19 protein-coding genes are annotated in these 24,783 nt (G+C 67.7%); 10 read left to right on the top strand and 9 right to left on the bottom strand.

Translation table 11 applies throughout. The features are described from left to right. Position 1 precedes the first annotated feature (1 nt). From ABY44_RS02590 to ABY44_RS02580, 3 genes are read right to left on the bottom strand one after another with little or no spacing between them, the layout of a single operon-like run. Positions 2-1,414 (bottom strand): c-type cytochrome, encoded by a 1,413-nt coding sequence (locus ABY44_RS02590; protein ID WP_060085161.1) that lies wholly within the window; start codon positions 1,412-1,414, stop codon positions 2-4. Continuing rightward, on the bottom strand, positions 1,411-3,189 hold the full coding sequence (locus tag ABY44_RS02585; protein WP_021163240.1) for a GMC family oxidoreductase: 1,779 nt from the start codon (positions 3,187-3,189) through the stop codon (positions 1,411-1,413). Before ABY44_RS02585 ends, ABY44_RS02590 begins: the two co-directional genes overlap by 4 nt. Then, on the bottom strand, positions 3,189-3,926 hold the full coding sequence (locus ABY44_RS02580; RefSeq protein WP_060085515.1) for a gluconate 2-dehydrogenase subunit 3 family protein: 738 nt from the start codon (positions 3,924-3,926) through the stop codon (positions 3,189-3,191). Before ABY44_RS02580 ends, ABY44_RS02585 begins: the two co-directional genes overlap by 1 nt. A gap of 604 nt (positions 3,927-4,530) precedes the next feature. Between ABY44_RS02580 and ABY44_RS02575 the strand changes: the two genes are divergently transcribed. Then, positions 4,531-5,115: an RNA 2'-phosphotransferase gene (locus tag ABY44_RS02575; RefSeq protein WP_060171100.1), complete on the top strand. Its 585-nt coding sequence runs from the start codon at positions 4,531-4,533 to the stop codon at positions 5,113-5,115. A 9-nt stretch (positions 5,116-5,124) separates the two neighbouring features. On the opposite strand, the gene ABY44_RS02570 is transcribed toward ABY44_RS02575, so the two are convergent. Next, positions 5,125-5,541, bottom strand: a complete 417-nt coding sequence (locus ABY44_RS02570; RefSeq protein ID WP_027791422.1) for a DUF3995 domain-containing protein — start codon at positions 5,539-5,541, stop codon at positions 5,125-5,127. Positions 5,542-5,842: 301 nt separating this feature from the next. Between ABY44_RS02570 and ald the strand changes: the two genes are divergently transcribed. Next, the gene (gene ald / locus ABY44_RS02565) at positions 5,843-6,958 is read left to right on the top strand and encodes an alanine dehydrogenase (protein ID WP_060171102.1); all 1,116 of its coding nucleotides are present in this window, start codon (positions 5,843-5,845) and stop codon (positions 6,956-6,958) included. Between the two features lie 45 nt (positions 6,959-7,003). On the opposite strand, the gene polX is transcribed toward ald, so the two are convergent. The 4 genes from polX to ABY44_RS02545 all read right to left on the bottom strand — a co-directional run bounded on the left by polX (position 7,004) and on the right by ABY44_RS02545 (position 11,892). Then, entirely contained in the window at positions 7,004-8,770 is a 1,767-nt protein-coding gene (polX, locus tag ABY44_RS02560) for a DNA polymerase/3'-5' exonuclease PolX (protein ID WP_060171104.1), read from the bottom strand. A gap of 148 nt (positions 8,771-8,918) precedes the next feature. Then, complete coding sequence (locus tag ABY44_RS02555; RefSeq protein WP_034196043.1) at positions 8,919-9,311, bottom strand: TraR/DksA family transcriptional regulator; 393 nt, start codon at positions 9,309-9,311, stop codon at positions 8,919-8,921. A gap of 380 nt (positions 9,312-9,691) precedes the next feature. Then, entirely contained in the window at positions 9,692-11,107 is a 1,416-nt protein-coding gene (locus ABY44_RS02550) for an undecaprenyl-phosphate glucose phosphotransferase (RefSeq protein WP_414143076.1), read from the bottom strand. Between the two features lie 2 nt (positions 11,108-11,109). Continuing rightward, on the bottom strand, positions 11,110-11,892 hold the full coding sequence (locus tag ABY44_RS02545; RefSeq protein ID WP_027791417.1) for a Crp/Fnr family transcriptional regulator: 783 nt from the start codon (positions 11,890-11,892) through the stop codon (positions 11,110-11,112). Between the two features lie 923 nt (positions 11,893-12,815). Here ABY44_RS02545 and ABY44_RS02540 point away from each other — a divergent pair. From ABY44_RS02540 to ABY44_RS02515, 6 genes are all read left to right on the top strand, one after another. Continuing rightward, complete coding sequence (locus ABY44_RS02540; protein ID WP_027791416.1) at positions 12,816-13,598, top strand: Crp/Fnr family transcriptional regulator; 783 nt, start codon at positions 12,816-12,818, stop codon at positions 13,596-13,598. Between the two features lie 191 nt (positions 13,599-13,789). Beyond that, a complete protein-coding gene (locus ABY44_RS02535; protein WP_006490451.1) occupies positions 13,790-14,041 on the top strand; it encodes an acyl carrier protein in 252 nt (83 codons plus the stop codon). Beyond that, positions 14,038-15,234 (top strand): acyl-CoA dehydrogenase family protein, encoded by a 1,197-nt coding sequence (locus tag ABY44_RS02530; RefSeq protein WP_060171107.1) that lies wholly within the window; start codon positions 14,038-14,040, stop codon positions 15,232-15,234. The genes ABY44_RS02535 and ABY44_RS02530 overlap by 4 nt, the downstream gene beginning before the upstream one ends. Next, the gene (locus ABY44_RS02525; RefSeq protein WP_060171109.1) at positions 15,231-16,205 is read left to right on the top strand and encodes an amino acid--[acyl-carrier-protein] ligase; all 975 of its coding nucleotides are present in this window, start codon (positions 15,231-15,233) and stop codon (positions 16,203-16,205) included. Before ABY44_RS02530 ends, ABY44_RS02525 begins: the two co-directional genes overlap by 4 nt. Further along, positions 16,202-17,260: a DUF1839 family protein gene (locus ABY44_RS02520; protein WP_027791413.1), complete on the top strand. Its 1,059-nt coding sequence runs from the start codon at positions 16,202-16,204 to the stop codon at positions 17,258-17,260. Before ABY44_RS02525 ends, ABY44_RS02520 begins: the two co-directional genes overlap by 4 nt. After that, entirely contained in the window at positions 17,257-19,737 is a 2,481-nt protein-coding gene (locus ABY44_RS02515; RefSeq protein WP_060171111.1) for a glycoside hydrolase family 2 protein, read from the top strand. The genes ABY44_RS02520 and ABY44_RS02515 overlap by 4 nt, the downstream gene beginning before the upstream one ends. A gap of 45 nt (positions 19,738-19,782) precedes the next feature. Here the strand turns inward: ABY44_RS02515 and ABY44_RS02510 are convergent, their stop codons facing one another. Beyond that, entirely contained in the window at positions 19,783-21,174 is a 1,392-nt protein-coding gene (locus ABY44_RS02510; protein WP_034196042.1) for a sigma-54 dependent transcriptional regulator, read from the bottom strand. 1,438 nt (positions 21,175-22,612) lie between these two features. Between ABY44_RS02510 and ABY44_RS02505 the strand changes: the two genes are divergently transcribed. Together ABY44_RS02505 and ABY44_RS02500 are read left to right on the top strand one after the other, a co-directional pair. Continuing rightward, entirely contained in the window at positions 22,613-23,197 is a 585-nt protein-coding gene (locus ABY44_RS02505) for a GNAT family N-acetyltransferase (RefSeq protein WP_027791409.1), read from the top strand. Continuing rightward, positions 23,194-24,714 carry a mannose-1-phosphate guanylyltransferase/mannose-6-phosphate isomerase gene (locus ABY44_RS02500; protein ID WP_060171113.1) on the top strand — a complete coding sequence of 507 codons (1,521 nt, stop codon included), beginning with the start codon at positions 23,194-23,196 and terminating at the stop codon, positions 24,712-24,714. The genes ABY44_RS02505 and ABY44_RS02500 overlap by 4 nt, the downstream gene beginning before the upstream one ends. Positions 24,715-24,783 lie beyond the last annotated feature (69 nt).

Below are 24,783 nucleotides of genomic sequence, written 5' to 3'. Positions count from 1 at the left end.
GTCAGCGCGACGCTTGCGGGAACCGCGCGCCCGGCGGCGGTTCGGGCCGGGTCGACGGCACGCTCTTGCGCACCTTCGCGACCTGCGCGGCGGTCACCGGCGCCCCCGTGTTGCCCCAGCTCGTGCGCACGAAGTTGGATACGTCCGCGACTTCCTGGTCCGACAGGCGCCAGCCGAACGGCGGCATCGTGAACGTCGACGGCGCGGTGCGCGTGCCCTGCAGCGCGCTGCCTTCCAGCACGACGTGGATCAGCGAGGTCGGATCGTCGCCCTGCACGACCGGGTTGCCGGCGAGTGCCGGGAACACGCGCGTGTAGCCATGGCCGTCGCTGCGGTGGCAGGCCGTGCAGTTGTCGCGATAGACGGCCGCGCCCGGCTTGCTCGCATCGCCGGCCTGCAGGGCCTTGGCAGCCGCCGCGTCGTACACGTGCGGCTGCTCGCCCTGCACGCGCGGCGGCAGCGTCTTCAGGTAGCGCGCGATTGCGTTCAGGTCGTCGTCGGTCATGTGCTGCATGCTGTGGCCGACCACGTCCGTCATCCCGCCGAATGCCGCCGTGCGCAGCGTGCGGCCCGTCTTCAGGAACTGCACGATCTCGGTTTCGTTCCACGTGCCGAGGCCCGTGCGCGGCTCGCCGCGCAGGCTCGTCGGCACCCAGCCGTCGATCGCCGCACCGCCGGCCAGGAAGTCCGGGCCGTCCGCGTCGGTCAGCCCGCGCTCCTGCATCGTCGGCGCGCGCGGCGTGTGGCACGCACCGCAGTGGCCGAGACCCTGCACGAGATACGCGCCGCGCGCGACCACCGGATCGGTGTACGGCGCCGCGTCGAACGGCTTCGGCGTCGGGGCGAACATCTTGCGCCAGATCGTAAGCGGCCAGCGCATCGACAGCGGCCACACGATATCGACCGCACGGTTCTCGTGCTCGACGGGCGCGACGCCGTGCATGAAGTACGCGTACAGCGCCTTCATGTCGTCGTCGGTCAGGCGCGCGTACGACGGGAACGGCATGGCCGGATACATCGTGTCGCCGTTCTTGCGCACGCCTTCGCGCACCGCGCGCGTGAAGTCCTCGTAAGTCCAGCCGCCGAGGCCCGTCTTCGGGTCCGGCGTGATGTTCGTCGAATAGATGCCGCCGATCGGCGTGTCGAATTTCAGCCCGCCCGCGAACGGCTTGCCGCCGCTCGCGGTATGGCACGCGATACAGTCGCCCGCGCGCGCGAGGTATTCGCCGCGCTTGATCAGGTTCGCGTCGGCGGATCGGGCCGCGGTTGCAGTCGCCGGGCCGGAAGCCGCCGCAGGCGCAGCCGGCTGTGCGAACGCCGTCGAGCCTGCGAAGCCGAGCGCGGCCCAGGCCGCGCCGGCCGCCAGCGCGCGCGACATCCGGCGCGCGACGTTGTGGTTCATCGTCCTCTTCATACGGTCACCAGCGGAGCGGGATTTTTCAGGTATTGCTCGCGGATCGCACGTGCCGACCAGTAGGCCAGCGCCGCGATGATCCCGGTCGGGTTGTAGCCGATGCCCTGCGGCAGCGCCGATGCGCCCATCACGAACACGTTGTGCACGTCCCAGCACTGCAGGTAACGGTTCAGCACGCTTGTCTTCGGGTCGGTGCCCATGATCGCGCCGCCGACGAGGTGGGTCGTCTGGTACGCGCGCGAATCGAAGTGCTTGCCGAACTCGCGCGTCGACACGCCGATCGCCTTCGGCCCCATCGCCTCCGCGATCTTCTTCATCTGCCCGGTCACGTACTGCGCCATCTTGATGTCGTTGTCCTTCCAGTCGAAGGTCATCCGCAGCAGCGGCTGGCCGTACGAATCGCGATAGGTCGGATCGAGGTCGAGGTACACGTCGCGATACGACATGTTGGTGCCGTGCGCGTCCATCGAGATCGTGTGCGCGTAGTTGTCCTTGACCGCCTTCTTCCACGCCGAGCCCCACTGCGGCGTACCGGGCGGCGTCGCGATGCCGCTGATCGGCTTCACGCCGGCCTGGTTCACCCACAGCGGCGAGCCGCCGACGAAGCCGAGCGGGCCGTGGTCGAAGTTGTCCGCGTTGAAATCGTCCACCGCGACGCCGTTGCCGCCCGCGCCGATGAACGGATTCGTATAGGTGTCCTTGTCGAAGAACGCCTTGATCGTCGACAGGTTCTGGTACGCGAAATTGCGACCCACCACGCCTTCGCCCGAGATCGGGTCGTACGGCTTGCCGATGCCCGACAGCAGCAGCAGGTGCACGTTGTGGTACTGGAACGCGGCCACGATCACGAGATCGGCCGGCTGGTGCACTTCACGCCCGGCCGGGTCGACATAGGTCACGCCCGTCGCGCGCTTCTTCGTGTCGTCGAGGTCGACGCGCAGCACGTGGCACTTCGAGCGCAGCTCGAAGTTCGGCGCCTGCTTCAGCGCGGGCAGGATGTTCAGGTTCGGCGACGCCTTCGAGTACATGTAGCACGCGTAACCGCTGCAGTAGCCGCAGAAGTTGCACGGGCCCATCTGTACGCCGTACGGGTTCGTGTACGGGCCCGACGTGTTCGCCGACGGCAGCCGGTACGGATGCAGGCCGAGCGACTTCGCTGCATCGGAGAAGCGCTGCGCCGAATACGTGTTGAGCTGCGCGGGCAGCGGGAAGTTGTCGCTGCGGTTCGCTTCGAACACGTTGCCGTCGCCGACCACCTTGCCGCCGACCTTGTACGCCTGCCCCGACGTGCCGAACACCTTCTCCGCGAAATCGAAATGCGGCTCGAGCTCGTCGTAGGTCACGCCGGTGTCCTGGATCGTCATCCCTTCGGGGATGAACTTCTTGCCGTAGCGCTCTTCATAGTGGCTGCGCAGGCGCAGCTCTTCCGGCGTGATCCGGAAATGCACGCCCGACCAGTGCAGCCCCGCGCCGCCCACGCCTTCACCCGGCAGGAACGCGGCGAGCTGCCGGTACGGCAGCGCGGTGTCCTGCAGCCCGTGGCGGATCGACACCGTCGTCTTCGACAGGTCGAGGAACAGCTTCTTGCGGATGTTGTAGGTCAGTTCGTCGATCGTGTTCGGATACGCGCCGTCCGGATAGGTGTCGCGATACTCGCCGCGCTCGAGCGCGACCACGTTCAAGCCCGCTTCGGTGAGTTCCTTCGCGAGAATCGCGCCGGTCCAGCCGAAGCCGACGATCACCGCATCGACATGCGGTTTTTTCTCTGCGGCCATCAGCTGCGCTCCCCGTTGATCGAGACGGGGCCGTACGGATAGGGCTTGCCGCTCTGGTTGACGAAATCCATGAAGTCCGCGCGTGCGCCGGGAAAACCGATCATCTTCCACGCGGCCATGTCGTGATTGCCGCCATGCACCGGATCGCAGAAATAGCCTTCGCGCGTGTTCTGCAGCAACTGGCCGAAGAACACGCCGGGCGGCACGTCGTCGATCTGCGCGCCGCCCTTCTCCAGCGCGCCGAGCACGGTGTCGCGCGTCGGCGCGTCGAGATCCGCGAACGCCTTGCCGTGGGTCTTCTCGCAATAGCGGTTGACCGCCGCGATACCCAGCCGGTAGATGTCGCGCGGCACCAGCTTCAGCTGGTAGCCAAGCTCGGGCACGCCTTGCTGGAACGGCCCCTGCATGTACCAGGTCGCGCCGTGCGCATACGGCGTCTCCATCTGGCGGTCGATGAATTCGGGCACGCCCGATTCGAGCGCGCCGGGGCCTTCGGCGTCGGCCGGAATCAGCCGGTCGACGGCGGCCTGGACGAACGCCCATTCCTTCGCATCGAAGAAGGTCGGCTTGTACGGGGCGCGTTCGGCGCTGGCCGATGCACCGGGCGCGTTGCCGGTCGTCGCGGAAGGCGACGACGAGCGCAGGTCGCAGCCGGCGACCGACGCGATCGGCACGAGCGCGACCGACGTGCGCAGGAAACGGCGGCGCGAGTTGGGTTTGTCAGGTGACGTGGACATGGTCGGATGTTGATCGTTGGGGATCTCGGGGCCCGGACGCGCGCACTCCGCATGCGGCATGTCCGGCATGGCAGCCTTGCCGCAACCGGCTGGCCGTCCTGTTCTTTCGTCTGTTGCGAACAACCTCGATGCAGGCGCCGCCCGTGCAATGCGCGGCAGCGCCTTCATGCGGCCGCGCATCGCGCCGGTTCAGGCTGCGCTGCACGGATCGGCTTCTTTGTGAGCCATATCGTCTGACAAATACCGGCATCTGCCTGCATCTGCCCCTCATCGCTCATGACCCTCATTCAACTTAGACGTCGCGTTTGCCGACAGCAAGCGCAACGTGCACGACCCTCTTTCGGGCCCGGCGACAAGTGCCGCGAATTATATATGGAACCGGTTCCATTCAAAGGTACGCCAATGCAATTCAATGCATCGAAAATCGCAACAATTGAAAAATCCGGAAGCCGGAACGCGAAAGGATTCGCGCGATTACCCGCCGACACGGGCGTCAGGGAAAGGATTGTCGTGTGTCGGGTTTCGCGGAAGGCTGTGGCTTTCCAGCCACGCGGCGCACCCGTGGGTGCCGGGTTGCATCGCGCTCTGGTAGCCTCCGCGTCTCATGAGACCACAGAAGAATGAACTGCCGGCGGCCGACGCGACCCGCATCAGCCGAACCCTCAGCTACCTGCTGCGCCACGCGCCGCAAACGATCGGGCTGCGGCTCGACCCGGAAGGCTGGGCCGACATCGACGAACTGATCGCCGGCATCGCCCGCCTGGGGCATCCCGTCGATCGCGCGACGCTCGAAACCGTCTGCGCGACCAACGACAAGCAGCGCTTCGCCCTCTCCGACGACGGCCGACGCATCCGCGCGGTACAAGGCCATTCGACGCCCGTCGTGCAGCGCCGCTATCCGGCCGCGCAACCGCCCGAGCGCCTCTATCACGGCACCGCGACGCGCTTCCTGGATTCGATTCGGGCGCAAGGGCTGATACCCGGCGCCCGTCATCACGTGCATCTGTCGCCTGACGTCCGGACCGCGCTGGCCGTCGGCACACGCTACGGCGTGCCCGTGATTCTCGAGGTCGATGCGCAGCGCATGCATCGGCAAGGCCACACGTTCTTCGTCGCCGAAAACGGCGTATGGCTGACGGATGCCGTGCCGGCGGAATACCTTACGGAGCGGGACGCGCCTGCACGCTGAGACGCGCGGTCACCGCGGCCAGAACATCGATGCGATGGACAGCGCCAGCGCCGCGCACAGCGGCGAGTAATACAGCGTGTCCATCCGTGCGAAACGCGACCCGCGAATCCGCTTGAAGAAGCCGACGTAACGGAAATCGCCGACGGCCCGCACCGCGAAGATCAATGCGAGCGCAACGACCGCGAACGAGATCGTGCCGGGATACGGGTTCGGCCCCAGCCAGCCGGCACGCGCGGCAACCACACACGCACCGCCCAGCAATGCCGCCGCGACGGCGAGCGTGCCGATGGCGGTCGGCCGCAGCAGCGGCTCGCCGTCCTGCTCCGGAATGGCCGCACGCTTGCCGCGCCGCCCGCCCAACGCCCAGTACACGTGAATGAGCGCGATCGCGCAAAGCGTCGGCACGCTGAAATACGCCCCGGTCATGTCGGTCAATGCCCTCGTCTCGTTGTGTCGTTATCTCGACGTGCTGCCGGCAAAACGCCGGCGCGCGGCCCCGGGCCGCGACACACATGACGATACCGAAACCCGGCAACACGCGCATTGCGACCTCCGGTCGCAACCCGCCAAGACGGATGTTGCAACGCAGTGCGCGCGGGCCGGCCGCTTGACTTCCCTCCGCGCACTACTACCCTGTTATTCCAGTACCGCGGTCGATACGCATCCGCGCGATCGGCCGCACGGCGCACCTGCACGACAACGATAACGAAGGCCATGGAGGCGACTCATGCTGATCGGCGTGCCGAAGGAGATCAAGAACCACGAATACCGTGTCGGCCTCACGCCGGCCGGCGCGCGCGAACTCACTCGGCACGGCCACCGCGTGCTGGTGCAGCGCGGCGCGGGCACCGCGATCGGCCTGCTCGACAACGACTACACGGCCGCGGGCGCATCGCTCTGCGACGGCGCCGACGAAGTCTTCGCGCGTACCGACATGATCATCAAGGTCAAGGAGCCGCAGCCGGCGGAATGCGCGATGCTGCGGCGCGGGCAGATCCTCTACACGTACCTGCATCTCGCGCCCGATCCCGGACAGGCCGCAGCACTCGTGAAATCCGGCGCCGTCTGCATCGCGTACGAAACCGTGACGGGCCCGGGCGGCGGCCTGCCGCTGCTCGCGCCGATGAGCGAGGTGGCCGGGCGCATGTCGATCCAGGTCGCGGCGACCCACCTCGAAAGCCCGCGCGGCGGGCGCGGCCTGCTGATGGCCGGTGTGCCCGGCGTGCCGGCCGCGCACGTCGTCGTGCTCGGCGCGGGCGTGGTGGGCACCGGTGCGCTGCAGATGGCGGTCGGCCTCGGCGCGCGCGTCACCGTGCTCGACACCAACGTGAACCGGCTGCGCCAGCTCGACCTCGTGTTCGCCAACCGGATCGCGACCGTCTGCTCGAACGCGCACACGATCGACGAAGCCGTGCGCGATGCCGACGTCGTGATCGGCGCCGTACTCGTGCCGGGCGCATCGGCGCCGCGGCTCGTCACGCGCGACATGATCGCGACGATGCGCAAGGGGGCGGTCGTCGTCGACGTCGCGATCGACCAGGGCGGATGCTTCGAGACTTCGCATGCGACGACGCACGCGGACCCGACCTTCGTCGTCGACGGCGTCGTGCACTACTGCGTCGCGAACATGCCCGGCGCGGTCGCGCGCACGTCGACCTTCGCGCTGAACAACGCGACGCTCGGGCATGCGCTCGCACTCGCCGACAAGGGCTGGAAGCAGGCGATGACCGACGATCCGCACCTGCGCGCGGGCCTGAACGTGTGCGACGGGCACATCACGTACGAAGCGGTCGCGCTGGCGCTCGGCCTGCCCTACGTACCGGCGGCCGGCGTGCTGGCATGACGTGACCGCCTTCTCGCACGGCGGGCGACGCGCCCGCCGGTGCGTTCATGCGCCCTTCGAGCCGCGGCGCCTGGACGTGCCGTCCGCTCCCATCGTGCGTGCAAGCAGCGGCCTCAATTGCGCGAGCGTGCGCGTGTTCAGCACGTCGGGCCGCGTCAGCCAGCCGCGTCGCGCCTGATCGACGCCGTATGCGAGATTGTCGAGTTCGTCCGTGCTGCACGCATCCGAGCCGATCACCACCGGCACGCCGGCCTTCGCGGCCTCGCGGCACCAGATGTCCGGCAGGTCGAGCCGCCGCGGCTGCGCATCGAGTTCGACGAAACAGCCGCGCGCCGCGGCATGCGCGATCACGCGTGCCACGTCGAGTTCGCATGCGGCGCGCTCGCCGAGCATGCGGCCCGTCGGGTGCGCGAGAATCGTGAAATGCGGCTGGTCCATCGCGCGCAGCACGCGCGCGGTCTGCGCATCGCGCGACAACTCGAAGCCGTCGCGTACCGCACCGACCACGAGATCGAGCCGGCCGAGCAACGCGTCGGGCACGTCGAGGCTGCCGTCCTCGAGAATGCCGGCCTCCACGCCCTTGAGCAGCACGAAATCGTCGAACGACGCGTTCAGGCGGTCGATCTCGTCGAGTTGCCGGGCAAGCCAGTCGAAGCCGTCGCGGCCGCCGCCGGCATCCGGTGCCCGGTCGGTGATGGCCAGGTACGCGAATCCGCGCGCGCGTGCCGCATCGGCCATCGCGCGCAAGCTGTCGCGGCCGGCCGATGCGTCGGTATGCGCATGCAGGTCGCCATGCACATGCTTGCGCTCGACCAGCGCCGGTAGCGCGCCCGCGCGCGCCGCGTCGATCTCGCCACGATCCTCGCGCAATTCGGGCGGGACTTCGTGCAGCCCGATCGCCGCATACACCGACGCCTCGGTCGCGCCGGCAATCCGTTCGTCGCCGCGAAACACGCCATATTCGTTGATCTTCAGCCCGCCGGCCTGCGCGATCCTGCGCAACGCGATGTTGTGCGCCTTCGATCCGGTGAAGTAGACGAGCGCCGCGCCGAACGCATCGGCATCGACGACGCGCAGGTCGACCTGCAACCCGCTCGCGAGCACGACGCTCGACTTCGTCTTGCCGTGCGCCAGCACGCGCGCCACCTCGCCGTAGCCGACGAACGCGTCGGCGACGGCCTGCGGATCGCGTGCGGTGACGAGGATGTCGAGATCGCCGACCGTCTCGCGGCGGCGGCGGAAGCTGCCGGCCGGCACAGCCTTGCCGACACCCGCAATCGCGCGCAGGCGTTCGAGCAGCGGCAGCAGCGCGTGCGCCGCATCCGGCAGCAGGAAGCGTTGGGGTTCGCGTTGCAGCCGGTCGTTGATCGCTTCGAGCAGATGGGCTTCGGTTTTCGCACCGAAGCCGGGCAATTCACGCACGTGCCCGCTCTTCGCCTCGGCGCGAAGCTGTTCGAGCGAATCGACGTGCAGCGCGTCATGCAGCGCCTTCACGCGTTTCGCGCCGAGCCCCGGCACGTCGAGCAGCTCGACGATCGCACCCGGCAGCGCATGACGCAGCGTTTGCTGGAGTTCGCAGGTGCCGGTCGCGGCGATCTCGCGCAGCTTCGACGCGAGATCGGGCCCGATCGACGGAATCTTCCCGAGATCGTCGCCGTTCGCGATCATCGTCGCGATATCGCGCCCGTAGTCAGCGATCGTGCGCGCGGCGTTGCGATACGCACGCACCCGGAACGGATTGGCGCCCTGGATCTCGAGCATGTCGGCGATCTCGGCGAACACGGCCGCACACCCGGCATTGTGGATCGGCATGATCGGCGTGGCTCCCTTCCACGTGGATGGTGCCGCGCGCGTGCGCGACGCCGTCTGCCCGCGCGGTGCCGCATGCCGACGCCGCCGGGCGCACGTTCATCATCGTACGCCGGCCGTGCGTCGCGTGCAGCGACGTTGCGGCGCGACGTCAGAGGGTGGCGCGCGGTGTCGTGGCGTAGTGCCGCTCGTAGATCGACTGGCAATGCGTGCAGCGTTCGGCGGCCGGGCGCGCCAGCAGGCGCTCGTAGCCGACCGAACCGTCGCAGTCGATGCATTCGCCGTAGCTGCCGTCGCGCATCCGCTGCTGCGCGCGGCCGACCGCGCGCAGTTCGGTGAGTTTCATGCCGATCAATGCATGATCGACGTCGACGAACAGATCCGCATTCGCCTCGTCGCCCTCGTCCGGCGCCGCGCCGGCGAGATCTGCATAGGATTCCGACGCGCGCTGGTCTTCGCTCGTGCGTATCTCCGCACGTAACGTCTGCTCGCTCTCGTTCAGCCGCTGTTTCAGCGTCTGCCGTTGTTGTGCGTCGAGCGCCATGGCCGTCTCTCCTGTTCCGGGTTCCGCGCGGAAAATGGTCGCGCGCAGTGTCGCGCCGGTGTGCGGCGGGCAAGGTTCGACCGGCGCCGCCGCGCCACGGATACGCGCCCGGACGCATCAGGCGCCGGACGCATTCGATGCAGGATAAACCCATTGCACACGCGTGTGTTGACCGGAATCAGCGTGCCCCGCGATGCACGTGAAGGCTTGCGGAAACTGGGGACGGACGCGAAAACACGATGCAGGATTCACGCCGCAACGCCCGTCAGCGCAGCCGCAGCGCAGCAATTCGCCGCATGATCGCGTCTGTCCTTTGGTTCGGCATCGATCCACCGACGGATTCGCCGGCGTGATTTACCGCACCGGACGATTCGCAATCCTCAAAAGGCATTCCGGCCGATGAACCCTCGCACGACCGTCAACAGGATGATCTTCATGTCGAACCAGAAGCTCCAGTTCTGCATGTAGAACAGGTCGAACTTGACGCGCGCCTCCATCGCCTCGACCTTGCGCGTCTCGCCGCGATAGCCGTTCACCTGTGCCCATCCGGTGATGCCGGGCCGCACGCGGTAGCGGTACATGTAGCAGTCGATCAGTTGCCGGTAAAGGTCGTCGTGTTCGATCGCATGCGGACGCGGGCCGACGACCGACATCTGCCCGAACAGCACGTTGAAGAACTGCGGCAGCTCGTCGAGCGACGTGCGCCGCAGGAACGCGCCGACGCGCGTGATGCGCGCATCGTTGCGCGACGCCTGCCGCACGACACCCGGTTGTGCGCGATGCACGCGCATCGTCCGGAACTTCAGGATGTCGAACTCCCGGCCGTCGACGCCCTTGCGGCGCTGCCTGAACAGCACGGGCCCCGGCGACGACAGCTTGACCGCGATCGCCAGCATCGACAGCAGCGGCAGCAACGGAATCAGCACACCGAATGCGAACAGCCGGTCGAACGCGAACTTCGCCCACAGCTCCGGCGCCGAGCGCGGCGTGGTCGCGAGATTGATCGCCGGCATGCCGAGCACGTCGGTCGCCGAGCGATCGACCATCGCCATCTGCCGCACGTCGGGCAGCAGCCGCAATTCCACGAACTCGTCGCGCAACTCGCGGACGATGCGCTGGATCCGCCACTCTTGCGACATCGGCAGCGTGAGCCATACCTCGTCGATCTCGCCACCGCGAATCAGGTCGCGCAGTGCGTTCCAGTCGTCGATCACCGGCACGCCGCCGATGCCGCCGGCGGCAGCCGGCGCGTCGTCATCGAATACGCACGCCGCCACGAAAGGGCCCTGCGGCGCGAGCTGCATCCGCTCGACCGCGACACGCCCGTACGCCGTCGCACCGACCACCGCGACGCGGCGCTGCCGCGCGCGCGGGTCGTCGCGCGTCAGTGCCAGCGCCAGCAGCGCGGCACGGCCGAGCAGCAGCGCCGCGTCGCCGGCCAGCACCGTGCGCGCGATCCAGCGTGTCGTGATCGTGCCGCCGCGGTTCATGATCCACATCGCGGCGCCCACCGTCAGCACGCTCGCGCAGACGAGCGCCACGATCGTCTGCGTCAGCGCATGCGTGCCGCCTTGCGGCGCCACGCTGCCGCGCACGGTGCGCAGGTAGCGCGGCAGCAACGCCACCGTCAGCACGCACAGCAGCGCGATCGTGCCGCGCTGCGCGTCGGACAGCGCGCGCCACGCGACGCCCGAGGCCGCCTGCGCCGCGAGCGCGCCGGCCAGCACGAGTACGGCGTCGGTCGCTGCGATCGCGGCACGCCGCATCGCATTCGTTCCACCGAACCTCGGCTGCATCGTCACGCACCATGTGCGGGGAACCCGCGATGCCCGTCCGGCATGCGGGGCCGAACGGGTGTCGGCCTCGCCGTCTCACGGGTGCCGAGCAGCCTGCGATAGTCGGCGCGAATCAGGTCGTAGCATTCGCACGCGTGATGTTCGAGGCCGTCGCGGTCGAGCACCGTGATGCGGCCGCGGCGCTGCCGGATCAGTCCGGCTTCCTGCAGGTTGCCGGCCGCTTCCGTCACGCCTTCGCGCCGCACGCCGAGCATGTTCGCGATCGTCTGCTGCGTGACCGCCAGTTCGTCGCCGTCGATGCGGTCGTGCGCGAGCAGCAGCCAGCGGCTGAGCTGCTCGCTGACCGAGTGATGCCGGTTGCACAGCGCGCTGCGCGAGATCTGCGCCATCGCGGCCTGGCAGTAGCTGAGCAGCAGCCGGTAGGTCGCCGGCGACCGCTCGAATTCGGCGCGCATCACGCAGCTCGGCACACGATAGGCCATCCCGCCGATGCGAACCTCGATCCGGTGCGACGCCGCGGCGCCACCGACCAGCGTCGCCAGACCGACCACTCCCTCGCGGCCGACCTGCGCCACCTCGACCATCGCACCATCCTCCATCAGGTGCTGCACCGACATCATCGACGTCGTCGGGAAATGCACGTGGCGCATCGGTTCGCCGACCCGCTCGAGCATCCCGGCCTTGATCCTGACCAGTTCGAGATGCGGTGCGATGGTGCGGATGCTGTCCTCCGGGAGGGCATCGAGGATGGCATTCGCCGAGTAGCTCGAGTGAAGATGAAGCATGTCTGTATCCCTTTTATCGTTCGCGCCGCTTGCAGCCGCGGGCACGGAACTCGTTATCGCGATGCGCGCCCGGACGTCGGCGGTGGTTGCGGCCCACAACCCTGATTCCGACCGACCCTCGGCTCATTGCCGCCGGATCGAATCGGCCGTCCCGTTTCGACACGCCAGCCCGAATAAGCGATTTACGTGCCAAACCTTGTCCATCCTTAATATGTGAATCACGCCCGATTTAGATCGCCCGAATTACCGGCTCAAAACCAGAAAAAGCGTCTCATTTCCGGACACTCTTCCGGGCGCCGGACACCGCAAGCCATTTGACTGATCATTTCCCCTGCATCGAACCAAGACAGATACGGCGGGGCTGCCAGGCTTGCCGCTCATATACTTACAGTCGATTTTCAATTGTTTCCGTGATGTGCCCTGCAGCACTTCGCTGCGGCATCATGCCTCGCACGGCCGTTTGAAACTGTCTCAAATTTGAATCGACACACTAAATTCAGGCTCTGTTACCTGACGCACATTTCGCTCGTACATAATTGATTTTTATGGATATTTTTGCGCGCGTCATTCGATTGTCAAATAATGTTCAATGTCCGCCCAGCACTTTCTCCGCACGAAGCACGGCACCGTTCGATTGATTCCCGTTCGACATCGAATGAATGTCAAACGTCCCATTCGATTTCCGGATGATTAATTCCACTAAAACGAATCATTAAATCCGGATAACATTCCCGCCCGCCAAAAATCGTCAAACTTTGTGAAATGACGCAATGTGCAATTGATCGAATTCAATGGCGTGTTAGCCTTTTCGCGAGTATCGTCACTCCATTTCTGACGAACACAAGTCCGCACGATCGTGCGAATTCCCCATTTTCGGGGTATCGCCGAGACGACGCGCGACCGCCACCCTACGAGGATGCGCCGTGACTCACCAGGCCCCTGACACCGTCGCGTACGCGAACGGCATGATCGAGCTTTCTCACAGCTTCGATGCGAACCGGTTTCTCGCGGCCGTCGACCGCGACGAGCTCGCGACATTCGCCCCCCACCTTCAACTTGTCCACCTGAAATCGGGGCAAGTGCTCTGCGAGCCCGGCGAAATGCTCGCCGCGGTCTACCTGCCCGTCACGACCGCGATTTCGCTGCAGTACGTGTCGTCCGGCGGCATGACGCTGGAAGTCGCGGAGATCGGCAGCGAGAGCGTGGCGTGCGACGACGTGATCGGCGGCAGCGGCCGGATGCCCTGCCGGGCAGTGGCCTGCCGCGACGGTTTCGCCTACCGGCTCGACCGGCGCGTGTTCGCCGCCGCGTTCGACGCGTCACCGGTCATTCGCCATCTCGTGTTCGTCTGCGTGCGGCTGCTGATGGCGCAGGTCTCGCAGATCACGTTCTGCAGCCGTCATCACGTGCTCAAACATCAGTTATGCAGATGGTTCCTGCTCGCGTACGACCGGACCCGCAGCATCGAGATCCAGGTGACGCACAGCATGCTGGCGCAGATGCTCGGCGTGCGGCGCGAAACGGTCACCGATGCCGCCGGCGAGATCCAGAAGCTGGGCCTGATCCGGCAATACCGGAGTTCGATCGAGCTCGCCGACCTCGACGGTCTCGAGAAGATGTCGTGCGGCTGCCGCGCGATCGTGCGTGACGAGATGAAGCGCATCCTGTCGGCCGACTCGGGTGTGCCGGCCGCTTCGCGCGCCTGACCCGCCTCCCCCGCCTGCCCGCGCGGCACTTCGGCGCTGCGCTTCCTCGGTACGCAGGGTTAGCGGTTTGTAGGGTGGCGAACAGAACGCCGTGCCTGCCAATGGTCTACTGATGCCGGACTGCCGGGGGGACGTCAGCGCGTATGCCGCGTCTGCCCGAGCGGACGACACCACGCACGCCGGAGCAGCACGTGAAAAACGAAATCAGAACCATCCTCAAGCACGTCGCCCACCTCGAAGCCGCGATCGATTCGATCGGCGACGGGGACGACCTCTACGAAGCGGGCCTCTCGTCGCTCGATACGATCCAGCTGATGCTCGCGATCGAGAAGCAATTCAACATCGAGATTCCCGACGAAATGCTGAACCGCAACCTGTTCCGCAGCATCGACGCGCTCGCGGACACGATCGCCACGCTGCAACGCACCGAGCATTCCGCATGAGCGCGCTGCTTCCCGAACTCGCGACCGACAGCGACGCGCATCGGCTCGACGAGGCCGCGCATGCCGTCGCGCAGATCGCCGCGCAGCACGCGGACGCGGTCGACCGAGACGCGCGCTGCCCCGTCGAGGCGATCGAGGCGATGCGCGCGCGCCGCCTGCTCGGCGCAATGGTGCCGACCCATCTCGGCGGCGCTGGCGCGTCGCTGGAGGACATCGCGTCGGCCTGTTCGATTCTCGGCCAGGCCTGCGCGTCGTCGGCCATGGTGTTCGCGATGCACCAGATCCAGGTCGCCTGCATCGTCGACCACGCGGTCGACCAGGGCTGGCACAAGCTCTTCCTTCAGCAACTCGTGCGCCACCAGTGGCTGCTCGCATCGGCTACGTCGGAAAACGGCGTCGGCGGCAACCTGCGCGCGAGCCAGTGCGCGCTCGAAACCGACAACGGCGAGTTCCGGCTGCGCAAATCCGCGCCGACGATCTCGTACGGCGACTATGCGGACGGCATCCTCGCGACCGCACGACGCGATGCGGACGCCCCGGCTTCCGAGCAGGTGCTCGTCACGCTGCTGCGCGACGGCTACACGCTCACGCGCCGCGGCGAATGGGACACGCTCGGGATGCGCGGCACCTGCAGCAACGGTTTCGAGCTCGACGCGCAAGGCGCCGCCGTCCAGTGCCTGCCGGTGCCGTTCGCGAAGATCGCCGAGGAAACGATGGTGCCGGTGTCGCACATCCTGTGGGCCGCGGTCTGGATCGGCGTGGCCGGCGACGCGTTCCATCGCGCGCACCAGTTCTTCCGCGCGCAGGCACGCCAGACCGACGGCGCACCGTCGCCCGCGTCGCGACGCATCGCCGAATCGCTCGCGCTGATGCAGGCCATGCAGGCCCGCGTCGACAACGTGCTGCGCCTCCATGCGAATGCGACCGCGCGCTCGTGGTCGGCCGGGATGGCCTGGGCCGCCGAGATCAACACGCTGAAGACCTACGTGTCGACGACCGCGCTGGAAGTCGCGCACCAGGCCATGATGATCTGCGGGATGGCCGGCTACAAGCAAGGCACGCCGTTCAGCATCGGCCGCCACATTCGCGACCTGCATGCGGCGCCGCTGATGATCAGCAACGACCGCATTGCCACCAACACCTCGAACCTGCTGCTCGCGCTGCGTCCTGCGACGCTGGAGAAACATACGTGAACGATCGCCTTGCCGTGCCCTCCGCCGCCTCCGCTCCCGCCGACGCACCGCTCGACCGCGCGGGCGTCAACCCGCTGCGCGACGAACTGATCGACGCGGGCCTGCTGGTCTCGACCGGCATCCAGGGCCTGTTCGGCCGCAGCGAACGGTTCGAGCGCGTCGTGGAAGCGCTCGACGCGTTCGTCACGCGCATCGGCGCCGACCAGCAGGCCGAAGTGCTGCGCTTCCCGCCGGCCATGAGCCGCATCGAGTTCGAGCGCAGCGAATACATGAAGAGCTTCCCGCAGCTCGCGGGCAGCGTGCATGCGTTCTGCGGCGACGAACGCCAGCACCAGCGCGTACTCCAGTGCCTAGACCGAGGCGACGACTGGACGGAAAGCCAGAAGCCGACCTATGTCGTGATGACGCCGGCCGCGTGCTACCCCGTCTACCCTGTCGTGGCACGCGCGGGCACGCTGCCGGCCGACGGCCGGATCGTCGACGTATTCTCGTACTGCTTCCGCCACGAGCCGTCGCTCGATCCGACCCGCATGCAGTTGTTCCGGATGCGCGAATACGTGCGGATCGGCACGCCCGAGCAGATCGTCTCGTTCCGCGAGACCTGGATCGAACGCGGCACGCGGATGATCGAGGCGCTGCGCCTGCCCAACGCGATCGACCTCGCGAACGACCCGTTCTTCGGGCGCGGCGGCAAGATCGTCGCGAACAGCCAGCGCGAGCAGAACCTGAAGTTCGAGCTGCTGATCCCGATCGAGCACGACGATCGCCAGACCGCCTGCCTGAGCTTCAATTACCACATGGACCATTTCGGGCTGCTGTGGAACATCCGCACCGCGGCGGACGAGGTCGCGCACACGGGCTGCGTCGGCTTCGGCCTCGAACGGCTCACGCTCGCGCTGTTCCGCCACCACGGCTTCGACATCGATGCATGGCCGCGTGAAGTCCGCGACGTGCTGTGGGGCACGCGATGAGATTCGTGTCCCGCGACGGCGAAGACGCGTCGTTCGAGGATGTGCGCCACCGTGCGCGCCACTACCGGCCGCATCCGCTGCACAGCCAGGAGATGGTCTGGAAGCAGACCAACTGCTACGTCGACATGTGGCTCGAAGTGCTCCGGTGGTGGGGCTTCAATCCGTACGCGGCGCTGCCGTTCACGATCGCGCTCGATTTCGAGGGCGACCAGTTCACGTTCTTCAAGTTTCCGCACGACGAACTGGAGCGGCTGTACGGCATCGTCGTGCAGGAGCACTCGATCTACGAACCGCTCGACCGGCACATCGAGACGCAGGTCGCGCGCGGTCACCTGATGATCGTCGAAGTCGACGCGTGGTTCCTGCCCGATACGCGCGGCAGCAGCTACCGCACGCAGCACACGAAGACGACGATCGGCATCGATGCGATCGACCGCGCGAATCGCCAGATCGGCTACTTCCACAACAGCGGTTATTACGTGGCCGAGGATTTCGACTACGACGGGCTCGTCGGCGGCAGCTCGCCGATGACGCTGCCACCCTATGTCGAATGCGCGAAACGGCGGTTTGCGCCGCTCGACGAACGCACGCTGTGCGAGACGTCGCTCGCCGCGCTGCAGCGCCACCTGCGGCGCCTGCCGGTGGTCGACCCGATCGCCGCGTTCCGGCGGCAGTTGCAGACCGACGCGCGGACGCTCGCCGATTCGCCGCTCGAGCGCTTTCATGCGTACTCGTTCAACTCGGTGCGACAGCTCGGCGCGAACTTCGAGCTGTTCGGCCATTACGCGCGCTGGCTGCAGGCCAGCGGCTGCGTCGGGCCGTTCGCCGAGATCCGCGCCGCGTGCGACCGCATCGCGTCCGAAGCGATGGTGCTGGAATTCCGGCTCGCACGCGCCTGCGCGCGCGGCAAGGAAGAACGCGGCGATTCGACGCTCGAAGCGATCGAGGCCGCCTACGCGGACGTGGTCGCGTGCGCGCGGCAGATCGGCTTGCCGCTACGGCACATGACGCCCGTGCACAGCGACACGGCGGCACCCGTGCCGGTCATGCGGTGACGCGCACGCGCGCCCTGCCCGCGTGGTCGATGCTGGCGACGGCCGCGGGGGCCGCGCGGGAACCGCGCGATCTCCCGGCCGCCGGCAACGGCTGGATTCCGGCGGCCGTGCCCGGTACCGTCGCACAGTCGCTCGCGCTCGCCGGCCGGCTCGACGAAGCCGTATCGCTCGACGAGCGCGACCACTGGTACCGGATCGAACTGCGCGGACACGGGCCGCGCGTGCTGCGCTTTCACGGCCTCGCGACGCTCGCTCAGGCGTGGCTCGACGACACGCCGATCCTCCGCTCCGACAGCATGTTCGTCGCGCACGACGTGCCCGTGTCGCTCGACGGGTCGCACCGGCTGACGCTCTGTTTCCGCGCGCTCGCCCCGCACCTGCGCGACGCGCGCGCGCCGCGCCGCGCGCGCTGGCGCACGCGCCTCGCGGAGCCGGCGGCCCTGCGCACGATCCGCACGTCGCTGTTCGGGCACATGCCGGGCTGGTTTCCGCCGCATGTGCCGACCGGCCCGTGGCGGCCCGTGGACGTGCTCGATCCGGCCGACGGGCCCGTTCTCGCCGATTGCAACCTGCACGCGCGCCTCGAGGGCGACACCGGCTGGCTCGACGCGGACCTGACGTTCGCCGCGCCGCTGCCCGACGCGCTCGCGGCACGGCTGTCGTGCGGCCAGCACCACGCCACGCTCGAACGTGCGGGCCCCGATCGCCTGCGCGCAAGCGTCGCGGTGCCCAACGTGTGCCGCTGGTGGCCGCATACGCACGGCGAGCCGGTGCTGTACGACATCGCGCTGCATATCGGCGCCGAGCGTCGGCCGCTTGGCGCGACGGGCTTTCGCACGATCGAGGTCGACCCCGGCGCCGACGGCAAGGGCTTCGGGCTGCGCGTCAACGGCGTGCCCGTGTTCGCGCGCGGCGCGTGCTGGAGCAGCGCCGCGCCGCTCGCGCTGCACGCGGACGACGCCACCTACGCCCGCCTGCTCGGGCTCGCGCGCGACGCCGGCTTCAACATGATCCGCGTCGGCGGCACGATGACCTACGAGGCCGATGCCTTTCACGCGTGGTGCGACCGGCTCGGCCTGCTGGTCTGGCAGGATTTCATGTTCGCGAACTTCGACTACGCGCTCGACGATCCCGCGTTCGCGGACAACGTCGATCGCGAGGCCCGACAGTTCCTCTCGCGTCACGGCGCATCGCCGTCGCTTGCCGTCCTGTGCGGCGGCAGCGAGATCGCGCAGCAGGCCGCGATGTCCGGGCTCGGGCCGAAGCAGCGCTTCCTCGAGCTGACCGCCGACCGGCTGGCCGGCCATGCGGCCGCATGCCGGCCCGACGTCCCGTACGTGCCCGATTCGCCCGACGGCGGCGTGCTGCCGTTCATGCCGCGCGAACGCGTGTCGCACTATTACGGTGTCGGTGCCTACCTGCGCCCGCTCGATGACGCGCGCCGCGCGGACGTGCGCTTCGCGAGCGAATGCCTCGCGTTGTCGAACGTGCCATGCGACGCGACGCTCGCCGAGCTCGGCTGGCCCGGCGTGCACGAGCCGCGCTGGAAAGCCGCCGTGCCGCGCGACCCCGGCACGTCGTGGGATTTCGAGGACATTCGCGACCACTATCTGCAGACGCTGTACGACGTCGTGCCCGACCGGTTGCGGCGCGAGGATCCGGCGCGCTACTTCGAACTGTCGCGCGCGGTAGTCGCCGACGTGATGCGCGAGACGTTTTCCGAATGGCGGCGCACCGGCTCGCGCTGCGCCGGCGCGCTGGTCTGGCAGTTCCAGGACGTGATGCCGGGCGCCGGCTGGGGGGTAATCGACGCCGCGCACCGGCCGAAATCGGCGTGGCATGCGCTGCGTCAGGTGCTGCAACCCGTACAGGTGCTGCTCATCGACGAAGGCCTGAACGGGCTCGACGTGCATGTCGTCAACGAGCGCCCCGCGCCGCTGTCGGCGGCGCTCGAACTGGTCGCGCTGCGCGACGGCCGCACGGCGGTTGCACGGGCCGGCTGCCCGGTTCGGATCGCCGCGCACGACACGGTGCGGATCGGTTCGGCCGAGCTGCTCGGTCGCTTCTTCGACTGGACCTACGCGTACCGCTTCGGGCCCTGCGAACACGACACCGTCGTCGCGACCCTGCGCGGCGACGACGGCACCCTGCTGTCGCAGGCATTCCATTTCCCGTCCCGTACGCATCCGGCGGTGCTGGCGCGCCGCGAACTCGGGCTGGAGGCGTGTGTATCGCGCACCGGCGACACGTGGCACGTCGACATCGATACACGGCACGTCGCACGCCATGTGCAGATCGATGCGCCGGGATTCGTGCCGCGCGACGACTGGTTCCATCTCGCGCCCGGCACGCCGGCACGCGTGGTGCTCGTTCCGCTTGGAACGGCCGGGAAGAATGGGGCCGCGGATGGGCCGCCGGCCGTGGAAATCCGCGCCGTGAACGCCGCGCGCGCGGTGCGCGCCACGCAGGCCGGTTGACGCGGCGCTCGCGGCTGCGCAAGCCGCGAGCGCCCCGGTCGAATCTCAGTCGGACGAGCCCGTCCCGCGCGGCCGCTCGATCCCGTATGCCTCCATCCAGCGGTACAGCGTCGCGCGCGACACCCCGAGCTCCCGCGCCGAAGCCGCGACGCGCCCGCGCGTGCGCAGCAGCGCCGTTTCGATTGCCTCGCGCTCGATCGACTTGCGGATGTCGGCCACCGACGGCGACGCCGCATCGAGACAGTATTCGAGTTCGAGATCCTGGGCGGTGATCAGGCGGCCTTCCGTCATCACGACCGCGCGGCGCACGCGGTTGATCAGTTCGCGAACGTTGCCGGGCCAGTCGTGCTTGTACAGCGCCGTGATCGCATCCGTCGAGAATCCGCGTACACGATGGCGCGCGTCGCCGCGGAAGCGCTCGAGCATGTGATGCGCGAGCAGCTCGATGTCCTTGCCGCGCGCGCGCAGCGGCGGCTGGTCGATGCGCATCACGCACAGCCGGTGGAACAGGTCGGCCCGGAAGCGCCCTTCCTCCATCGCGTCGCGCAGGTCGACGTGCGTCGCCGACACGATCCTGACATCGACCGGTACCGGATCGCTGCCGCCAAGGCGATGGATTGCACGCTCCTGCAGAAAACGCAGCAAGCTTGCCTGGCTCTCGTGCGGCAGGTCGCCGATCTCGTCGAGCAGCAGCGTGCCGCCGTTCGCCGCTTCGACATAGCCGATCTTGCGCGCGTTCGCGCCCGTAAACGCGCCGCGCTCGTAGCCGAACAGTTCGGATTGCAGCAGATGTGGCGGAATGGCGCCGCAATTGACCGCGACGAACGGACCGTTGCGGCGCTCCGAATGGCGATGGATCGCGACGGCCGTCAACTCCTTGCCGGTCCCCGTTTCGCCGAACACGAACACCGGTGCGTCCGTGCGCGCGAAGCGCCGCACCGTATCGAACAGCCGCAGCATCGCGCTGCAGGTGCCGACAATGCCTTTCTCTTCGGATTCGAGCCGTTCGCGGTCGCGCGCGAACAGGCATTCCATGCCGTACGCATGGCCGACCGTATCGGCGATCCGCTGGTGCGACGCCGGCAACGTGACGTAATCGAAGCAATAGTCGCGCAACAGCGCGCGCACGTTCGGCGAAGCCGTCTGGCCGACGTCGACGAGTGCGACCCAGACGACGTCGCGCATCGACGCGCAGGTCGACGCAATGCTGCCGATCGCGTCGGCGTGGCCGCCGCTCAGGTCGAGGATGCCGCAGGTGATCTCGCCGGATGTATCGCGCAGCTCACTCGCCTGCGCGACGATCGACACTTTCCAGTCGCGTCGCGACAGTTCCTTTCGCAGCATGACGGACGGCGACTGCGTCCAGTAAATCAGCGGACGCTGCCCGTTACCACTCCCCGCGCCGGCGCTCTTATCGCGCGTTATTGGCATATTCATAACGAACCATCACTTTCTCCACTCCGCGAACCGTTCGCGTGCGCTGCGGCCGGCGGCGCATGGCCGCCTTTCCGCGCTGCGTTTCCGCAGCTTTGGCGAAGATCGAAACTGCACACGGCGAGAACCCCCGGAGGTCGAGCCGGATGTCATCCGGCCTCGTTGTCATCTAACTCGAAGGGAACGCGCGGCTGCGGGAGCCACGACGTTCCCGCTTTGAAGCGACCCGCCGTCAAGGCGGAGCGCGTCGGCAGACGGGAATGCCGCCGGCATGTGCGTCACGTCGTACACGACAATGGCGCCCGATGCCGAACCGGATGGCCGCCAACCCGCTCCCGGAATGACTGCCGCATTTCATCCGCATCTGAATTTACACCCCGTTTCGAGATGGTCGTGTTACCAAAAGATAATCCTGAATCAACCGGTTACGCGACCTGTCGCACCGCACCACACGTGTTTGTCCACTGAGATTTGATTATCTACGAGCATTCCAGTCAATCAGTGGCAAATACTACTTTTCCGCAAGATGGGGACGGTCGATTGCCTGTGATATTCATCGAAATCCCCCGGAATGGGCGGCACCGCATTTCATTTTCCACATAATCAGGCCCACCGGCGGCAGGCCGCATCGTATCGCGACCGCATGCGGCCTGCCCGTCCTGCTCTTGTCGGTTACATGCCGTAATCAACCACGCCGCGTCGGGCATCCCGTTCCGCTGTGCCGGCGCACGGCGAAACGCCCGCCGAGCACGCCGGTCGTCCTCCGGCACATCGTCGCGGCCAAGCGTGATGCCGGTCGTGCCGACCGCCGCCTCCCGCAGTGCAGCATGGCGACGCCCGGTTGCGTCACGCCCGTGCACTGCATTCCATCTGTAAGGATGCGGGCTGCCCGTTGTCGCAGTCGGCCATGCCGCACCGCCTGGTCGCGAGCCGCGGCGACGACGCATCGCCGCGGTGGCGCATGCGTGCAAACAATGGCGTGGGGATGAGGGACGCGTGTGCCGCGCGGGCGCGCACGATCCGGAAGGAATTCGACGAGGCTCCACACGGTCCGCCCATGCGATGCAGCCGACCGCGTGCGCGAGGGTGCACCCGGCACCGCCATGCACGATCGCCCCGTCGTGAATGCTCGAAATCTTCAAGTCCTGCCCCGGTTCTTTATTGACGTTCGATGTTGGCTGGCCGCGCATCGAGGCGGGCCGCGACGATGGGTCAATTATGGAAAAGCACCGGCCGCCGCGGTGTGTGCTACCGCACTTTGCGGCGCTCGCGCGGCAGGCCGCGCCGTGCATGCCGTGCCGGCCGCGCGAATCCGGAGCGAGAGTACGCTTTCGAACAGACCGGCGCACGGCGCACCCGGATGATGAGAATCGCCGCACCGCACGGAACGATCGCGTCCGCGCGGCACGGCGTGCCGAAGGCATCACGCGAGGACAGCATCATGGAATGGCATTGTTGTGAATTCGAACATCTGGGCGCCGTCGATCTCTATGCAATCCTGCGCGCGCGCAACGCCGTGCTGGTGGTCGAGGACGCGCACACGCATCTCGACATCGACGGCAAGGACGCGGGCGCGCTGCATGTCTATGCAACCGTACGCGACGGCGACACGATGGAAGTCGCGGCCTACGCACGCATCCTGCCCGGCGACGACATCGACCCGGACGCCGTGATCGACAAGGTGCTGACGAGCGAGCGCCGGCGCGACGACGCTACGCTCGAGCAGCTGATCGGGCGCGCCCTCACCGCCGCGCAGGCGGCGTGGCCCGACGCCGCGGTGCGCACGCACGTCCCGGCACCGCGCCAGGCGTTCTACAAGCGTTTCGGATTTCGCAAGGCCTACGGCCCGTATCTCGAACAGGGTGCGCCGTTCGTCGGCCTGGTGCGGCCCAGCGACCGCGCAGCAGGCGCGCTGCGCGGCCTGCTGCACCGGGTCGTTTCGGCACACCGGTCGCGCGACGACGACGCACGTGCCGACAGCCGTACACACAACCGGCTGCCCGCCGACACCGGAGCCAATCGATGACCCGCACCCTTCGCCCGGTTCCCGATCCCGACCTGCCGCGCATCCTGCCGGTGATTCTCGCCGGCGGCTCCGGCACCCGGCTGTGGCCGCTGTCGCGCGAGCAGTATCCGAAGCAGTTGATCGAGCTGATTTCGAACGAATCGCCGCTGTCGGCGACGGCGCGCCGCCTGAACGGCATCGCGAACGCGTCGCTCGGCGACACGTTGCTGCTGGTCTGCGGCGAACAGCATCGCGTCATGAGTGCCGCGCAGGTGGTCGGTCGCGCGGCGCCCGCCCGCATCCTGCTCGAACCGGCCGCGCGCAACACCGCGCCCGCGCTGACGCTCGCGGCACTCGACGCGAGCCAGCTCGCGGACGATCCCGTGCTCGCGGTGATGCCGGCCGATCACGTGATCACCGACGTCGGCGCGTTCCAGGACGCGATCGCGCGCGCGGCGCGCTACGCGCAGGAAGGGGCGATCGTCACGCTCGGCGTGCTGCCCCGACGCGCGGAGACGGGCTACGGCTACATCCAGGTCGGCGAGCCGCGCACGGGCCGCCACGGTGGCCAGGGCGGCTACGCGATCGGACGCTTCGTCGAAAAACCCGATGCGACGCTGGCCGAGCGCTACCTGCAATCCGGCGATTACTGGTGGAACAGCGGGATTTACGTGACGCGCGCATCGGTCTGGCTGAAGGCGATCGGCGCACTCGCACCGGACATCCATGCGGCCTGCGAAACCGCGTGGCGCGCGGGCATCCCCGAGGATCCGTTCTTCCGGATCGATGCGGCGGCCTTCGACACGTGCCCGTCGGACTCGATCGACTACGCGGTGGTGGAACGGCTCGCGGAGCACGGCGAACTCGGCATCGAAGGCATCGTGGTGCCGCTCGCGGCCGGCTGGTCGGATGTCGGCACCTGGGATGCGATCTGGGAAATCATGCCGAAGGACGATCACGGCAACGTCGCGCGCGGCCCGATCGTGTTCGAGGACACGCAGGACAGCCTCGTGCGTTCGGAGGGCCGCCTGATCGCGTGCGTCGGGATGAAGGACGTCGTCGTGATCGAAACGCCCGATGCCGTGCTGGTCGCGAACAAGCACGACGTGCAGCGCGTGAAGAACATCGTCGAGCGCCTGAAGACCGACCGGCGCCCGCAGGCGCGCGAGCACCGCAAGGTGCAGCGGCCGTGGGGGCACTACGATTCGATCGATCTCGGCCAGCGCTTCCAGGTGAAGCGGATCGTCGTCGAGCCCGGCAAGCGGCTGTCGCTGCAGATGCACTATCACCGCGCCGAGCACTGGATCGTCGTGCGCGGCACCGCGAAGGTGACGCGCGGCAGCGAGACGTTCCTGCTGTGCGAGAACGAATCGACGTACATCGCGGTCGGCGAAGTGCACCGCCTCGAGAATCCCGGCCGGATTCCGCTCGAAATCATCGAAGTGCAATCGGGCGACTATCTCGGCGAGGACGATATCGTTCGGTTCGACGATCAGTATGGGCGGGCGGTCGAGGCGCTGCCTGCCCGACAGACATAGTCGATACGGCGCCCGCCCGGATCTCACTTGATCGATCAACCTGGCGGACGACGCCGTTCGCCGTGCGCG

The organism is Burkholderia sp. ZZQ-2, from assembly GCF_050768715.1.
In the GTDB taxonomy this organism is placed as follows: Bacteria; Pseudomonadota; Gammaproteobacteria; order Burkholderiales; family Burkholderiaceae; genus Burkholderia; species Burkholderia cepacia.
The sequence above is the reverse complement of the archived record's forward strand: the minus strand, read 5'-3'. Positions and strand labels throughout refer to the sequence as shown.

Excerpts from the sequence above, each read along its gene's own strand:
- ABY44_RS02590 (WP_060085161.1), bottom strand. The coding sequence starts at position 1,414 with ATGAAGAGGACGATGAACCACAACGTCGCGCGCCGGATGTCGCGCGCG.
- ABY44_RS02585 (WP_021163240.1), bottom strand. The coding sequence starts at position 3,189 with ATGGCCGCAGAGAAAAAACCGCATGTCGATGCGGTGATCGTCGGCTTC.
- ABY44_RS02580 (WP_060085515.1), bottom strand. The coding sequence starts at position 3,926 with ATGTCCACGTCACCTGACAAACCCAACTCGCGCCGCCGTTTCCTGCGC.
- ABY44_RS02575 (WP_060171100.1), top strand. The coding sequence starts at position 4,531 with ATGAGACCACAGAAGAATGAACTGCCGGCGGCCGACGCGACCCGCATC.
- ABY44_RS02570 (WP_027791422.1), bottom strand. The coding sequence starts at position 5,541 with ATGACCGGGGCGTATTTCAGCGTGCCGACGCTTTGCGCGATCGCGCTC.
- ald (WP_060171102.1), top strand. The coding sequence starts at position 5,843 with ATGCTGATCGGCGTGCCGAAGGAGATCAAGAACCACGAATACCGTGTC.
- polX (WP_060171104.1), bottom strand. The coding sequence starts at position 8,770 with ATGCCGATCCACAATGCCGGGTGTGCGGCCGTGTTCGCCGAGATCGCC.
- ABY44_RS02555 (WP_034196043.1), bottom strand. The coding sequence starts at position 9,311 with ATGGCGCTCGACGCACAACAACGGCAGACGCTGAAACAGCGGCTGAAC.
- ABY44_RS02550 (WP_414143076.1), bottom strand. The coding sequence starts at position 11,107 with ATGCAGCCGAGGTTCGGTGGAACGAATGCGATGCGGCGTGCCGCGATC.
- ABY44_RS02545 (WP_027791417.1), bottom strand. The coding sequence starts at position 11,892 with ATGCTTCATCTTCACTCGAGCTACTCGGCGAATGCCATCCTCGATGCC.
- ABY44_RS02530 (WP_060171107.1), top strand. The coding sequence starts at position 14,038 with ATGAGCGCGCTGCTTCCCGAACTCGCGACCGACAGCGACGCGCATCGG.
- ABY44_RS02520 (WP_027791413.1), top strand. The coding sequence starts at position 16,202 with ATGAGATTCGTGTCCCGCGACGGCGAAGACGCGTCGTTCGAGGATGTG.
- ABY44_RS02510 (WP_034196042.1), bottom strand. The coding sequence starts at position 21,174 with ATGAATATGCCAATAACGCGCGATAAGAGCGCCGGCGCGGGGAGTGGT.
- ABY44_RS02505 (WP_027791409.1), top strand. The coding sequence starts at position 22,613 with ATGGAATGGCATTGTTGTGAATTCGAACATCTGGGCGCCGTCGATCTC.
- ABY44_RS02500 (WP_060171113.1), top strand. The coding sequence starts at position 23,194 with ATGACCCGCACCCTTCGCCCGGTTCCCGATCCCGACCTGCCGCGCATC.